Genomic DNA, 12,318 nt, shown 5'->3' on the forward strand with positions numbered 1-12,318 from the left:
AGGTGTTTGAAATTTCATAAACTGTGGATGGATTTTTATTCATTCGACGGTTTGTTATGGTTTCAATAGATACATCTTTTCTTCATAGCCTTGTGCCTAAATTAACACATCATACGCGCCAAGATTTTATTATTGTCGAAATGGCACAGGTGCTGCCTGAAGCTTTCTCTTATGCTGCATTAAGGACTCCATTGCGTATTGCACATTTTTTAAGTCAATGCGCGCATGAAAGCGATGGCTTTTGTACCTTATGTGAATATGCCTCAGGACGTGCTTATGAGGGGCGCCGTGATTTAGGCAATATCAAAGTAGGTGATGGGGTGCGCTTTAAGGGACGGGGTTTAATTCAATTAACGGGACGCAAGAATTATCGGCGCTTTACACAATTTTGGTGTTCGGTAGATGAACATGCTGTTGATTGTGAAGCTTTTCCGGAAGTGGTGGAAAAATTTCCAGCAGCGCTTTGGTCTGCTATTTGGTTTTGGCAGATGAAAGGTTTGAATAAGCTAGCAGATCAAGATGATTTGCTAGGAATTACCAAGGTGATTAATGGTGGCAAGAATGGGCTTGTGCAACGTTTGACCTATTTAAACCGCGCCAAAAGGCTTTTGGGACTTGGAGGTGAGGTGAAGGCATGAAGCCATCTTATCGCGGTTCTAGACGCTATTTATGGTGGTCCTTTTGGTTTGCTTGGGGGGTTATTTTTTTGCTCGTTTCTGGTGGTTTGTGGGGCGTGCCGCATATTGTTGATATGGCAGGTATTTCTATTCCTTCGATGGTTGCGATTATCGTTGGGAATTTGGGGGTGCATCGTGGTTTTGGTTCTTTAGATTTTTCCAATAGGAAGCATTTCAATAAGCGGTATACCAGCTCCTATGATGGCGTGGATATAGCGCGGTGGAGGGATAGACGCGATGTTTAGCCCTATTTCAAAACTGTCTTTTGGTTTGCTTTTTTTGTCGAGTGTGATGTTAGCGGCGTTTGGCTTTATGAAAGCGCAAGTTTTGAAGGCGGAAAAAGCGCGAGATTTATATTGGCAGTTTGAGATTGCCAAGGCTTCTGCAAAAGCGCAACTTGAGCAAGATCGGCAAAGGCAAGCGGCACAAGAATCTGAGCGTCATGCACAAGCGACGATTGCAACTTTAGAGCAAGAGCTTATCAACATGGAGAAAGCAAATGTGGCCTTGCCGCATATTCCCTGTGGCATTGGTGTTGAGCGTGTGCGCTTGCTCAACAAGCAAGCCGGTGGGTAATCTTTTATATCAGTCTTTATCGGTTGAATTGCCGCCTATAGCGCAAGAGGCATGTAGCCGCCCGTCTTTGTTGCCAGAGCGTGCTTTGAATGGGGAAGAGGTGGCACGTTATTGGGGGCGTGATCGTGCGGCTTTATTGATCTGCGAACAGCGCAGAAAAGCTGCGATTAAAGCGGTTTTAGGGAATGAGGGGAAAAGAGAGTGAACTTGGATATAAGTGTCGCGAATGGCTGGTTGTCCTTGCTTTTATCTGTGGTTGCGGTTTGTGGCGTTTTGAGAGCCTATTTTTCTTCTGGTACCAGAGAAATGCTGAAAGAGATCGTTGTTCTTAAAGAACGTGTGCAAAAGTTAGAAACGGAGATGGATTTTTTGCCTGATCGCGATGCGCTGCAAAGGTTAGAAGTGAATATGGAACGTTTGAATGGTCGTCTCAACACGCTTTCTGCGCAATTGCAACCGGTTGCGGCGATTGGAGAGCGTTTGCAAGAGTTTTTATTGGAGAATGCCAAGAAATGAAAGCAGATATGGATAAAATCATTCGTGAAGAGGCGCGGTTGATTATTTTAAAAGGGCTTGCTTGTGAGCGCAGTGAAACCTTATCGAGTGCGATGATAGAGCGGCTTTTATATAGTTATGGCATCAGGCGTGATCGTGATTTTGTGCATAATGAACTGGCTTGGATGGAAGATCAAGGTGCTGTCACATTAAAACAGGTTGGTTCGGTTTTTCTTGCGGCGTTAACAGAACGGGGGGCACGTCATTTAGACCGGAGCTTTTCCATTGAGGGGATTAAGCGGCCTAAACGTTCATCAATAAAAGACGAGGTGAAGGATGCGCAAGGTCGGGCGTGGACGTTTAACGGCGATTGATTTATTGCCGCAAGCTTGTGATCAGATTATTGCTGCAGCTGCTGAGGCTTTAAATGGGCGTGAGAAGACACAAATGGCTATTTATGGTGAGTTTAAAGCGGCTTTGAAGGCTTTACAAAAGGAAACGGGTTTAAGCTTTTCTATTCCCTCTTTTTCCAGTTTTAATCGTTATTCTTTGCGGCTAGCGGTGATGTCGCGGCGCTTAGAACAAACCCGTGAAATTGCGGCCAGCCTTTCACAACGCTTTGATGCCAAAGCTTCTGACAATATCACTTTATTAGCGGCGGCAGCCATTAAAGAGCTTATTTTTTCCACGTTAAGCAGTGGGAAAAGTCTTTCGCCCAAAGCAGCACAGGAGTTGGCCAATGCGCTCAAAGGGGTCTTGGCTGCTGAACATTTATCCACCACGAGGCGGCAAAAGTTGGAAAAAGATTTTGCTACCCAAGCAAGCAAAGCAGTTGATGTAGCAGCGGCGGCGGCGGGGCTCTCAGAAGAGACAGCGCGGGCTATACGAGAGCAAGTGTTGGGGGTGAAACATGGGTGAAAGGCTAACGGGTGGAAGCCATGCTGTTGAAGATCAGGCTCACTTTGACATTTGGCAGACAAGTGTTTTTCCTCAAGAGAATGATCCTTTAGCTGAGGGTGTTTTAATGGCGCATCAACGCGCATGGATTGAAGATAAATCACCGTTAAAGTTGGTTGAAAAGGGGCGACGTACCGGAATTACTTTTGCAGAAGCCTTGGATGATACGCTCATTGCAGCAGCTGTGCGTGAGGCAGGTGGTGATAATGTTTTTTACATTGGAGACACCAAAGAAAAGGGTCGTGAATTTATTGGCTATGTGAGCAAATTTGCTAGGGCAATCACCAGCAATAGTGGGGATGTGGAGGAATTTTTATTTTCCGATCAAAAGGAAGATGGTTCAACAAAATATATCTCTGCTTATCGTGTGCGTTTTGCTTCAGGTTTTCGGATTGAAGCTCTCTCGAGTCGTCCTGAAAATATTCGGGGTTTGCAGGGCATTGTGGTGATTGACGAGGCGGCGTTTCATCAAGATGTGCGCTCTGTTTTGGATGCGGTCAATGCTTTGTTGATTTGGGGTGGCAAGATCCGTGTGATCTCAACACATAATGGCGTTTTAAATCCTTTCAATGAACTGATAGGAGAAGCACGAGCAGGCAAGGTGCCTTTTTCCGTGCATTGTTATCCTTTTTCCGAAGCAGTTAAAAATGGCCTATTTAAGAGGGTCTGTGCCATAAAAGGCGAGGTTTGGAGTGCTGATGCTGAACAACGATGGGAACAGCAAATTCGTGCGTCTTACGGGGTACGCTTGAGTGCGATGCGGCAAGAATTGGATGCAATACCAGCAGATCAAGAAGGGGCAGCTTTAACACGCTTACAGATTGAAAATTGTTGTGCGCCAGATATTGCGGTGATGCGTTTTGCTTGTGTGGATCATTTTAAAAATCAATCGGATTATCAACGAAGTATTGCTGCTTTTTCTTGGTGTGAGGGGCGCTTAAAGCCTTTGATTGATGGGCTTGATCGACGGCGCCAACATGTTTTTGGTGTTGATTTTGCGCGTAGTGGGGATGCGACATCCATTGTGGTGATGGAAATTGGGCAAGATCTGGTGCGCCGTGTCCGGTTTATGGTGGAATTGCGCAATACGCCGTTTGATCAACAAAGAGAGATTTTATTTTATGTGGTGAGTGGTTTGCCGCGTTTGTTGGGGGGCGCTTTAGATGCGCGTGGCAATGGTGCTTATTTAGCCGAAAAAGCCGCACAACGTTATGGTGCTCTCGTGACAGAGGTGCAATTATCGCAAAGCTGGTATGGCAAAGAAATGCCTGCTTATTTAGAAGCATTTGGAGATGGCACTATTGTTTTACCGCGTGACAGTGACATTGTTGCCGATCATCAAGCACTTGCTTATGTCAACGGTATTGTAAAAATTCCCGACAATCATCGTTTTAAAGGCAGTGATGGCTTTATGCGCCATGGCGATAGTGCCATTGCTTGTGCTTTGGCTTATTTTTCTAGCCGCCACACTCCTGAAATTTATGATTATACACCTGTGAGAGAGGCTTATAGTTTTGATGAAAGCCCGCTCTTTTCAACTCCTTTTTTTTCAACGATGAGATCAAAGATTTATTGATAGGATGGTGAGATGGTAAAACTTGTAGACCAATGGGGTAGGGCTCTCAATATAAAGGGATTGGAACGGGAAGTGGCAAGCCCTACCATTGGTGGTGTTCGTGATGTGTGGTCACAAACCATTGTCAGTGGCCTCACTCCTGTACAACTTGCGGATATTTTACAACAGGCAGCACAAGGTACTCCCGAACAATTTTTTCAGCTTGCCGATGATATGGAGGAGCGTGATTTGCATTATCGTGCCGTGCTTGGCATGCGTAAAAATGCACTCACGGGGGTAGAGCCTGGCGTGATTGCTGCAAGCAATAGTGCTTTAGACAAAAAGATTGCAGATGCGGTGCGGGAGGTGATTAGTGCGCCTACCTTTGTTGATGATTATGTGACGGATTTATTGGATGCTTTGGGCAAAGGCTATGCGGTTGTTGAAACCTTGTGGGATAAGAGTGCCAAGGAATGGTGGCCGGTTGCATGGAAATGGCGTGACCAGCGGTTTTTTCAATTGGATAGACGGGATGGTTTTCATTTACGTTTAAAAGAAGATATCTATCAGAATGGAAGTGAATTGCCTGCCTATAAATTTTCCATTCACCGGCCAAAGCTTAAAAGTGGTTTGCCGATCCGTTCTGGACTTGCGCGTCTTGCGGCTTGGGCATTTTTATTTAAATCTTATACACTGAAAGATTGGATGGCGTTTTTAGAGATTTACGGCATGCCTTTGCGTTTGGGAAAATATGGTGCGAGCTCTTCTCATGAGGAAAGGCGGGTTTTGATTCAGGCAGTGCGAGATTTATCCAGTGATGCGGCGGCTATTATCCCAAAAGAAATGGAGATTGAATTTATCGAAGCAGCGGGGGGAAGTGGCAATGCCGTTTTTGCAGCGAAAGCTGAATATTTAGATCGACAGATTTCAAAGGGTGTGTTGGGTCAGACGATGACGACGGATGATGGTTCGTCTTTTTCTCAAGCACGTATTCATGAAAATGTGCGCCATGATATTGCTCGTGCTGATGCACGGCAATTGGCTTTGACGGCTAACCGTGATTTGATTGTGCCCTTTGTCGAGATTAATTTTGGGCGCCAAGAGCGCTACCCCCTTGTCTATTGGCCGATTTCGGAAAATGAAGATATTAAAGCCATTAGCGATGCTTTGGAAAAACTTGTTCCCCTTGGATTATCCGTTAGTACTCAAGAAGTGCGCAATAAGATTGGCTTTTCGCAACCAACAAAAGAGGAAGATGTTTTAAAGGCTCCTTCTCTTGCGCTTGATGATGAGAGGGGACAAGAGGATGGTGAAGATAAACAAAAGGTTCATGTTTGTGCTGATTGTGGGGGCGTTGTTGATGTTTGTGTGACAAGAGAGGGCAAGGGTGGAAAAGAGCAGGGTGGGAAATATCACGACGAACTGGAGCAGCTTTCTCAAGTGGCTTTAAGTGACTGGGAAGAAGATTTAGAACCCCTTTTAGCGCCCTTTAAAAGGCTTGTGAGAGAGGCTAAAAGTTATGAGGATATCCTCAAAGGATTAGATGAATTGCTTGGCGAAATGGATCATGACGCTTTAGCAAGCCGGTTGGCAAAAGTGCAAATGATTGCGCGTGGACTTGGGCATCATGGCTGAGGAACTTTTTAAAACGGCTCCCAAAGAGGTCACGCGTTATTTTGAAGCCAAGGCACTTGTTCCAAGCTTTGATTGGCGTGATGTGACACCAGAAGAACATGCTTTTTCCTTTACGGTAGCAAAATCGGTAGGCTATGACATTTTGGATGACTTTAAGGAGGCCGTTGGGGATGCTATAAAACATCAGCTTCCTTTCCAGGATTTTCAAAAAAATTTGATGCCGATTTTACAGGAAAAGGGTTGGTGGGGTAAAAAATTAGCCATTGATCCAAAGACCGGTGAAAAGAGCGTGGTGCAATTGGGGTGTCCACGACGCTTAGAGACGGTCTATTGGGCCAATACCATGAGTGCGCATGCGGCAGGTGAGTGGGAGCGTACGCAGAATAATAAAGAATTTTTGCCTTATCTCACCTATGCTTTGTCGAGTTCAGAACATAAGCGTTTAGAACATGAACGCTGGGTGGGGTTTACGGCACCTGTTGATGATCCGGTGTGGGATTGGCTTTATCCGCCCAATGGCTGGCGGTGTAAATGCAGTGTGCGACAGGTAAGTCGTTATGAGGCAGAGAATTTAGGCTATGAGGAAGGGGTAGAGCCACCTTATGTAGAAAAGCGAGATTGGCGCAATAAGCGGACAGGTCAAACTGAGAAGATACCCGCAGGGATTGATCCTGGTTGGCATTCTAACCCTGGGAAACATCGCGCACAAAATTTAAGTCGTTTCTTAAGTGATAGAATCGCAATCATGCCGGAAAATCGCAAGCGCATTGCCATTGAAGATATTGTGGGATCACCGCTTTTGGAAGCGATGTTTGAAGGACGCATGCCTCGCGGGTTTATCCCCATAGCACCGATGATACAAAAGGTGCGTGATGTTTTTGCAGCGGACAATTCTCTTATTCGTCTATCTTCAGATAGTGTGAAGCATATTTTGTTAGAGCATCAAGCGCGTGCTCTTCATTTGAGTGATTTTCGTGGCGCCATTCAAACATTCTTTCACCCCTATGGTATTATAAGGCGAAAAGGTGTACCGAGCGTTGTTTTTTTCGGTGAAAATGATGGTACATGGTGGCGCTTTGCGGTCAAATGGGTAGCAAGCAAACAAGAATGGTGGTTGACCTCCATGCATAAAAAGAGCTTTAGCGAAATTAAACGCTTATTGGATGCGGCTGAAAAGAAGGAAGAACGGTTGTTGTAAAGAGAACACCGTAAAGCTCTGTTGGCTTTGCAGAGAGGAGTCGAGATGGGGAAAATGAGAAGGCGTGGAGGGCGGTCAACTCCTCGCAGATCCGGTAAAACCGTCCTGGTATAACTGGCTCACGCCTCGTGAACACTCTAACAGTTTAAACGTTCAAAAACAATCTTTAAAAAACGGCCTGAGAGAGAGGTTGTTATAAAGAGAACACCGTAAATCCCTGTTGGCTTTGTAGAGAAGAGGTTGGTGTGTGAGAAAATGAGAAGGCGTGGAGGGCGGTCAACTCCTCGCAGATCCGGTAAAACCGTCCTGGCATAACTGGCTCACGCCTTATAAGCAATAATGTACACTTTTTAAGTCAAAAAGCAATCTTTTAAAAAAACGGCCTGAGAGAGGCTTTGTTGTGTAGAGTGATAATTTGTACCTCCAAACTTATAATGGCGCTCTATCGCCTTTGAAGTGCCTTTGAAAACGATTTTATAAGAAGGTTTGGCATTAGGGGTTTTCTCATAAGCTATAAAAGGGAAAAAGTGTTTTTTTAAAGAAGTGCCCTTTTGACTGACACTGTCAGGCTTATAAGGTGAATGGTTTTCATGCATTGTATTGCCAATGATAGTTGTAAAGCAATAGGCAATGTATGGAGCAAGAATTTCACGAAGATCAAAAAGAAGGGCATGCTGAGATATGTCATGACGGGGCATTTCATGCTGAGTTGATAGATCTTTGCCAAGATAATGCGATTAAGCAAGCGCCTGAATGGGTACAGCTTTTGCCTAAAGCGCCGTATGTGAAGGCGCGTGATGGAAGAAAATGGCATTATAATCCTCAAACCATTTTAAAAGCGTTTGCGGCGAATAAAGGACCGCTTGTGATTGATTATGAGCATGGTCAACATCACCGTGCACGCAACGGTTTAGAAGCACCTGCCAGTGGCTGGATTGAAGAGTTAGCAGAGCGGGATGGTGCAATTTGGGGACGGGTTAAATGGACCAGTGTGGCTTCGAATAAAATTATCAGCCAAGAATATCGCTATCTTTCGCCTGAGTTTAGGCATTCCAAGGATGGTAAGATTTTGAGTTTATCTGGTGCAGGTTTGGTGAACCGTCCTGCTCTTGTCATGACCGCTTTAAGCCGTCAACAATTCTTTACAACCCCTATGGAGAAAGACATGGATTTTACAGCCATTGCCAGTGCCCTAGAGCTGGCAGAAGATGCAAAGCTTGATGAAATTTTGGCAACCATTGTTGCACGCGAAAAGGAACGCGTGGAATTAAACAGCCAATTAACACAAGCGCGAGAAGATTTAGCGCTTTTGCAGGCAGAACAAAAAAACACTGCCATTGATAGGCTTTTAGATAAGGCCATTGAAGAGGGAAAGATTTTGCCTGCTGCTCGCGGGGAATATCGTGCACTGTGCGCTCTTGAGGGAGGGATGGAGCATTTTAAAAGTTTGATTGAGAAGTTACCGGCTCTGGCATCCACCAGCCCTTTAGAGCAGTCTTGCTTGGCGCAAAAACAAAAGCTTGCACCAGAAGATATTGCTGTTGCGGCACGCCATTATCAAGAAGAGCAGGCGCAAAAAGGGCGGTCAATCACCATTAGCCAAGCTGTTGATTATATTTGTGAACAGAAAGAGAGCCAATCATGAGTACGATGATTTTGATAAAATCTTTTCGCGCCGGCGATGTGATCTCACCTTATTGCATTGTTGCAGCACGCACCGATGGAATGGTGGCGACGGCTTCTAGTAAAGGGGATAAATTGTTAGGCAGTGCCGGCTCTTTAGGAGCAAAAGCTGGTGAGATGATTGATGTTGGTCAGTGCGGTTGGGGGGAAGTCGTTTGCGGGGGCAATGTTTCTTTTGGTGACTTTTTGACTTCCGATCTAAAGGGGCGCGCCATAAGGGCAGAAGCAGCAGACCGTACCATTGGCATTGCTATGAGTGACGGCTCGGCTGGTGATGTGATTTCTTTTAAAATTCTTTGAATTGGAGCTTATGATGAATAGACCCTTTCCCATTGATCCAACTTTAACCGCCATTGCCATTGGTTATCGCAATCCGGCCGGTTCTCTTATTGGCGAGAAAGTTTTGCCACGCGTTTCTGTTTTAAGTGAGGTTTTTAAATATAGCGAATTTCCCTTAGCGGAAAATTTCACGGTGCCTGAGCTTGAGATTGGCCGTAAAGGGCGCCCGAATGTGGTAGAGTTTTCAGCTTTTGAGCGTGAAGCCAGTATTAAAGATTATGGTCTTGATGATTTAATTCCCAATTCCGATATTGAAGCGGCGGCACGTGCACGAGCGGAAAGGCGCTCTCGTTATAACCCAGAAAAAACGGCCGTAGAAGGGCTTGCTAATTTACTAGAATTAGGGCGTGAAGTGCGTGTTGCGGAACTTGTGCAAAACAGTAAAAATTACGCACCAGAGCGGGTTATTGATCTTAAGGGTGAAGATAAGTTTAGTAACTATGATAAATCGGATCCTTATGCCATCTTAGATGAGGCAATGGATAAAAGCTTGGTCTATACACCCAACACCATTGTTATGGGCAAAATTGTTTGGTCAAAACTTAAACGCCATCCCAAAATCATTAAAGCGGTTAAAGGTGGTGGCACCGCTGATGGTTTTGTTACCAAGGCGCAATTTGCCGATCTGATGGAAATCCATCCAGAGCGTTTATTGATTGGTGAATCGCAAGTGAATTTGGCACGCAAAGGGCGTGCGGCACAATTGGCACGGGTTTGGAGCGATAAGATTGCGCTGCTTTATATTGATCCCACGAAACAACAGGCTGATGGATCGGTGATTAGCTGGGGCTTTAGCGCCCAATTAGGTGAACGCCTCTCAGGGGTGATTCATGATCCAGATATCGGCTTGTCGGGCGGTAAACGGGTGCGTGTGGGGGAACGCGTGTGTGAATTGGTGGCAGCAAAAGATGCTGGTGTCTTGCTGCAAGGAGTTGTTTAAAGGAAACGTTCCCATATGGCTTACGCAAGCAAAACATTGATTGAAGAGCTCTGGGGCAATGACTTTTTGAAAGACTTGTGCGAGTCTGATGAAAATTCTGATCCGGTCATTTTAGATCAGGCGATTGCCCGTGCTTTAGAACAAGCAAGTGGTGAGATTGATGCGCATCTGTCTCATCGCTATTGTGTGCCCATTTCAGGACAGCCAACAGCTTTAGGTATGATTTGTGTCAATATTGCCGTTTATAATCTGGCCATTCGTCATACGGCACTGACCAAGACCATTGAAGATCGCTACAAACAAGCGATTGATCTGCTCAAGCGCATTGCAGAAGGCAAAGCAGGTTTGGGTATGGATGAGCCTAAAATTATGAGTGAAGATGGGCCTGTTCGTGATGGGGCTTTCTTTCATGCCAAGCCGCGTTTGATGGGAAGGTAACATGTCTGTTTCAACCCATATTGAGATTAAAGAGATAGGGCTTGAAGCGGCTTTATCCTTTTTGCAAAAGGGTGCTGATAGCTCGATGGGGACTTTGGCACAAGGGGTTGGGCGCCTCATTCAAGAGAGCACAAGACGGCGGATTCAAAGTGAAAAAACCTCTCCTCAAGGGGAGAAGTGGAAAAGTAATTATGCTCGTACCTCCATTCTTTATGCCAGTGGGGCGCTTTCACGCTCTATTGATATGGTGGCTTCACCAGAACAGGTGATTGTGGGCTCTGGATTGGTTTATGCGCGGATTCACCAATTAGGAGGGGTTATTCGCCCGAAAAATGGCAATAGCCTTCGCTTTTGTCTGACAAGCGGCCAATCACATCGTTTTGTCTGTGTGCACCAAGTGACCATGTTAGCGCGTCCTTATTTGGGGCTTTCAGAGCGCAATAAAGTGGAAATTGTCAAAGCAGCAGAAGATTGGCTGGGAAGAGTATTTTCATGAGTCAAGCTGTTGCAAGTCAGGGGCGCATTAATCAGTTTCGTGAAGCGGTGATCAAAAGTCTCAAAGCTGCTTTGCCTGATGTGCGTGATTGTGGCTGCCAATTTGGCCGCTTTAATTTAGAAGAACTTGAAACACAAATGTTAGTGGCTCCTGCCGTGCGTATTGCTGTTTTAGAAAGCCGTTTTAACTCTGTGGCAAGCGGACACATGAGTGCTGATCTTCATTTAGGAGCTTTTATAGTTACCACGGGCAAAGAGCGCGATGTTCACAGTTGGCTTTTGGCAGAAGCCATAGCGGTTCTTTGCCATAGTGGGCAATTGTGGGGGTTAACAGGTTTAAGTGCACCCCGTGAAGTACAGATTGAACCGATTGTTTCAGCGGCGATTAAGCAGCGTGGTGTGGCGATTAGTGTGGTTGAGTGGCACCAAGATTTACATCGTTTGGGACAGGATATTTTTTGTAATGAAGATGCAAGGCAGCTCAAAAGTGGATTGATCTCTTTGGAAAATGAGGTGTTGTCATGAATGATGCGCATCTTTTGAGTGACACCTTGCGGCAAATTATGAAGCGTCTTGATGCACTTGAACGCTGTCTTGCCAACCAGCACATGATCGGGCGGGTTGCAGAAGTTGATGGCCATAGAGTGCGGGTGAAACTTTCCGAACAGAGTTCTAATGGACAAGCGGTTTTATCGCCTTGGCTGCAAGCGCAAGAAGCAGCAGGGGCTGTTTCAAGCAATATGCCCTTAAACATTGGTGATCCGGTGCGGTTGTTTAATCCTCATGGTGAAATTGGCTCGGCCTCTTTGGTGGTGCGCGATAGCTATAGTGAGGATGTCCCCAATCCTGCACGCCATCCCCAAGAGCTTGCCCTGTGTTATGCGGGTGGCGCTTTGCGTATTACAAGAGATGAACTTATTCTCTCCCATGGGGAAAACCAAATACATTTGAGTGCACAAGGTTTGGTGTTTTGTCACCAATCAACCCGTGTTGAATTAACGGATAGTGTGCACATTCAAGCAGAAGATTTGCAGCACAATCACACATCTGTTGGAGCAAGCCACAAACATGGTGGGGTCAAAATTGGTCCCTCAACAACCTCTCATCCCCTTTAAAGGAGTTTATAATGAGCCAAAAAACTTATGTTATTTTAACCAATGCAGATTTTATTGCAGGCAACCGTTCTCCGGGTAAGGGAGAGGAAATTCGTTTAAACAGCGAGGCAGCAAAATATCCATTGCTTCTTGGCCAGATTGCTGAAAAACCAGCTCCTGTCGTTTCTGCGACCCCAACTGTTTCTCCGGCAAAGACAGCTAAGGGGAGTTAAACC

The 12,318-nt window shown here is 45.6% G+C and carries 18 protein-coding genes; all 18 read left to right on the forward strand.

The features are described from left to right. Window positions 1-56 precede the first annotated feature (56 nt). A complete protein-coding gene (locus V4P57_RS00175; RefSeq protein WP_455466211.1) occupies window positions 57-638 on the forward strand; it encodes a glycoside hydrolase family 19 protein in 582 nt (193 codons plus the stop codon). Further along, window positions 635-922, forward strand: a complete 288-nt coding sequence (locus V4P57_RS00180; RefSeq protein ID WP_455466212.1) for a hypothetical protein — start codon at window positions 635-637, stop codon at window positions 920-922. The genes V4P57_RS00175 and V4P57_RS00180 overlap by 4 nt, the downstream gene beginning before the upstream one ends. Next, window positions 915-1,253, forward strand: coding sequence for a hypothetical protein (locus V4P57_RS00185; RefSeq protein WP_455466213.1), 339 nt, complete (start codon window positions 915-917; stop codon window positions 1,251-1,253). The genes V4P57_RS00180 and V4P57_RS00185 overlap by 8 nt, the downstream gene beginning before the upstream one ends. After that, the gene (locus V4P57_RS00190; protein ID WP_455466214.1) at window positions 1,246-1,458 is read left to right on the forward strand and encodes a hypothetical protein; all 213 of its coding nucleotides are present in this window, start codon (window positions 1,246-1,248) and stop codon (window positions 1,456-1,458) included. Before V4P57_RS00185 ends, V4P57_RS00190 begins: the two co-directional genes overlap by 8 nt. Beyond that, window positions 1,455-1,769: a DUF2730 family protein gene (locus V4P57_RS00195; RefSeq protein WP_455466215.1), complete on the forward strand. Its 315-nt coding sequence runs from the start codon at window positions 1,455-1,457 to the stop codon at window positions 1,767-1,769. Before V4P57_RS00190 ends, V4P57_RS00195 begins: the two co-directional genes overlap by 4 nt. Next, window positions 1,766-2,122, forward strand: coding sequence for a VpaChn25_0724 family phage protein (locus V4P57_RS00200; RefSeq protein WP_375637064.1), 357 nt, complete (start codon window positions 1,766-1,768; stop codon window positions 2,120-2,122). The genes V4P57_RS00195 and V4P57_RS00200 overlap by 4 nt, the downstream gene beginning before the upstream one ends. Beyond that, window positions 2,085-2,666 carry a phage protein Gp27 family protein gene (locus tag V4P57_RS00205; RefSeq protein WP_455466216.1) on the forward strand — a complete coding sequence of 194 codons (582 nt, stop codon included), beginning with the start codon at window positions 2,085-2,087 and terminating at the stop codon, window positions 2,664-2,666. The genes V4P57_RS00200 and V4P57_RS00205 overlap by 38 nt, the downstream gene beginning before the upstream one ends. Then, complete coding sequence (locus V4P57_RS00210) at window positions 2,659-4,281, forward strand: hypothetical protein (RefSeq protein ID WP_455466217.1); 1,623 nt, start codon at window positions 2,659-2,661, stop codon at window positions 4,279-4,281. Before V4P57_RS00205 ends, V4P57_RS00210 begins: the two co-directional genes overlap by 8 nt. A gap of 12 nt (window positions 4,282-4,293) precedes the next feature. Further along, entirely contained in the window at window positions 4,294-5,895 is a 1,602-nt protein-coding gene (locus V4P57_RS00215; RefSeq protein ID WP_455466218.1) for a DUF935 domain-containing protein, read from the forward strand. Continuing rightward, window positions 5,888-7,093 carry a phage head morphogenesis protein gene (locus V4P57_RS00220; RefSeq protein ID WP_455466219.1) on the forward strand — a complete coding sequence of 402 codons (1,206 nt, stop codon included), beginning with the start codon at window positions 5,888-5,890 and terminating at the stop codon, window positions 7,091-7,093. The genes V4P57_RS00215 and V4P57_RS00220 overlap by 8 nt, the downstream gene beginning before the upstream one ends. Window positions 7,094-7,727: 634 nt before the next feature. Then, entirely contained in the window at window positions 7,728-8,738 is a 1,011-nt protein-coding gene (locus V4P57_RS00225; RefSeq protein WP_455466220.1) for a phage protease, read from the forward strand. Beyond that, a complete protein-coding gene (locus V4P57_RS00230) occupies window positions 8,735-9,076 on the forward strand; it encodes a hypothetical protein (RefSeq protein WP_455466221.1) in 342 nt (113 codons plus the stop codon). Before V4P57_RS00225 ends, V4P57_RS00230 begins: the two co-directional genes overlap by 4 nt. A gap of 13 nt (window positions 9,077-9,089) precedes the next feature. Beyond that, window positions 9,090-10,055 (forward strand): capsid protein, encoded by a 966-nt coding sequence (locus V4P57_RS00235; protein WP_455466222.1) that lies wholly within the window; start codon window positions 9,090-9,092, stop codon window positions 10,053-10,055. Between the two features lie 15 nt (window positions 10,056-10,070). Continuing rightward, on the forward strand, window positions 10,071-10,493 hold the full coding sequence (locus V4P57_RS00240) for a gp436 family protein (protein WP_455466223.1): 423 nt from the start codon (window positions 10,071-10,073) through the stop codon (window positions 10,491-10,493). 1 nt (window position 10,494) lies between these two features. Continuing rightward, complete coding sequence (locus V4P57_RS00245; RefSeq protein WP_455466224.1) at window positions 10,495-10,989, forward strand: phage virion morphogenesis protein; 495 nt, start codon at window positions 10,495-10,497, stop codon at window positions 10,987-10,989. After that, window positions 10,986-11,513 carry a hypothetical protein gene (locus V4P57_RS00250; protein ID WP_455466225.1) on the forward strand — a complete coding sequence of 176 codons (528 nt, stop codon included), beginning with the start codon at window positions 10,986-10,988 and terminating at the stop codon, window positions 11,511-11,513. Before V4P57_RS00245 ends, V4P57_RS00250 begins: the two co-directional genes overlap by 4 nt. Further along, window positions 11,510-12,103 carry a baseplate assembly protein gene (locus V4P57_RS00255; protein ID WP_455466226.1) on the forward strand — a complete coding sequence of 198 codons (594 nt, stop codon included), beginning with the start codon at window positions 11,510-11,512 and terminating at the stop codon, window positions 12,101-12,103. Before V4P57_RS00250 ends, V4P57_RS00255 begins: the two co-directional genes overlap by 4 nt. 11 nt (window positions 12,104-12,114) lie before the next feature. Further along, window positions 12,115-12,315: a hypothetical protein gene (locus V4P57_RS00260; RefSeq protein WP_455466227.1), complete on the forward strand. Its 201-nt coding sequence runs from the start codon at window positions 12,115-12,117 to the stop codon at window positions 12,313-12,315. Window positions 12,316-12,318 lie beyond the last annotated feature (3 nt).

This window comes from Bartonella sp. B39, assembly GCF_053795145.1.

What these genes read in the sequence shown, in the direction of transcription:
- V4P57_RS00185 (WP_455466213.1), top strand. Translation starts at nt 915, where the DNA reads ATGTTTAGCCCTATTTCAAAACTGTCTTTTGGTTTGCTTTTTTTGTCG.
- V4P57_RS00180 (WP_455466212.1), top strand. Translation starts at nt 635, where the DNA reads ATGAAGCCATCTTATCGCGGTTCTAGACGCTATTTATGGTGGTCCTTT.
- V4P57_RS00240 (WP_455466223.1), top strand. Translation starts at nt 10,071, where the DNA reads ATGGCTTACGCAAGCAAAACATTGATTGAAGAGCTCTGGGGCAATGAC.
- V4P57_RS00260 (WP_455466227.1), top strand. Translation starts at nt 12,115, where the DNA reads ATGAGCCAAAAAACTTATGTTATTTTAACCAATGCAGATTTTATTGCA.
- V4P57_RS00235 (WP_455466222.1), top strand. Translation starts at nt 9,090, where the DNA reads ATGAATAGACCCTTTCCCATTGATCCAACTTTAACCGCCATTGCCATT.
- V4P57_RS00245 (WP_455466224.1), top strand. Translation starts at nt 10,495, where the DNA reads ATGTCTGTTTCAACCCATATTGAGATTAAAGAGATAGGGCTTGAAGCG.
- V4P57_RS00220 (WP_455466219.1), top strand. Translation starts at nt 5,888, where the DNA reads ATGGCTGAGGAACTTTTTAAAACGGCTCCCAAAGAGGTCACGCGTTAT.
- V4P57_RS00215 (WP_455466218.1), top strand. Translation starts at nt 4,294, where the DNA reads ATGGTAAAACTTGTAGACCAATGGGGTAGGGCTCTCAATATAAAGGGA.
- V4P57_RS00175 (WP_455466211.1), top strand. Translation starts at nt 57, where the DNA reads ATGGTTTCAATAGATACATCTTTTCTTCATAGCCTTGTGCCTAAATTA.
- V4P57_RS00205 (WP_455466216.1), top strand. Translation starts at nt 2,085, where the DNA reads ATGCGCAAGGTCGGGCGTGGACGTTTAACGGCGATTGATTTATTGCCG.
- V4P57_RS00200 (WP_375637064.1), top strand. Translation starts at nt 1,766, where the DNA reads ATGAAAGCAGATATGGATAAAATCATTCGTGAAGAGGCGCGGTTGATT.
- V4P57_RS00230 (WP_455466221.1), top strand. Translation starts at nt 8,735, where the DNA reads ATGAGTACGATGATTTTGATAAAATCTTTTCGCGCCGGCGATGTGATC.
- V4P57_RS00250 (WP_455466225.1), top strand. Translation starts at nt 10,986, where the DNA reads ATGAGTCAAGCTGTTGCAAGTCAGGGGCGCATTAATCAGTTTCGTGAA.
- V4P57_RS00255 (WP_455466226.1), top strand. Translation starts at nt 11,510, where the DNA reads ATGAATGATGCGCATCTTTTGAGTGACACCTTGCGGCAAATTATGAAG.
- V4P57_RS00210 (WP_455466217.1), top strand. Translation starts at nt 2,659, where the DNA reads ATGGGTGAAAGGCTAACGGGTGGAAGCCATGCTGTTGAAGATCAGGCT.
- V4P57_RS00225 (WP_455466220.1), top strand. Translation starts at nt 7,728, where the DNA reads ATGGAGCAAGAATTTCACGAAGATCAAAAAGAAGGGCATGCTGAGATA.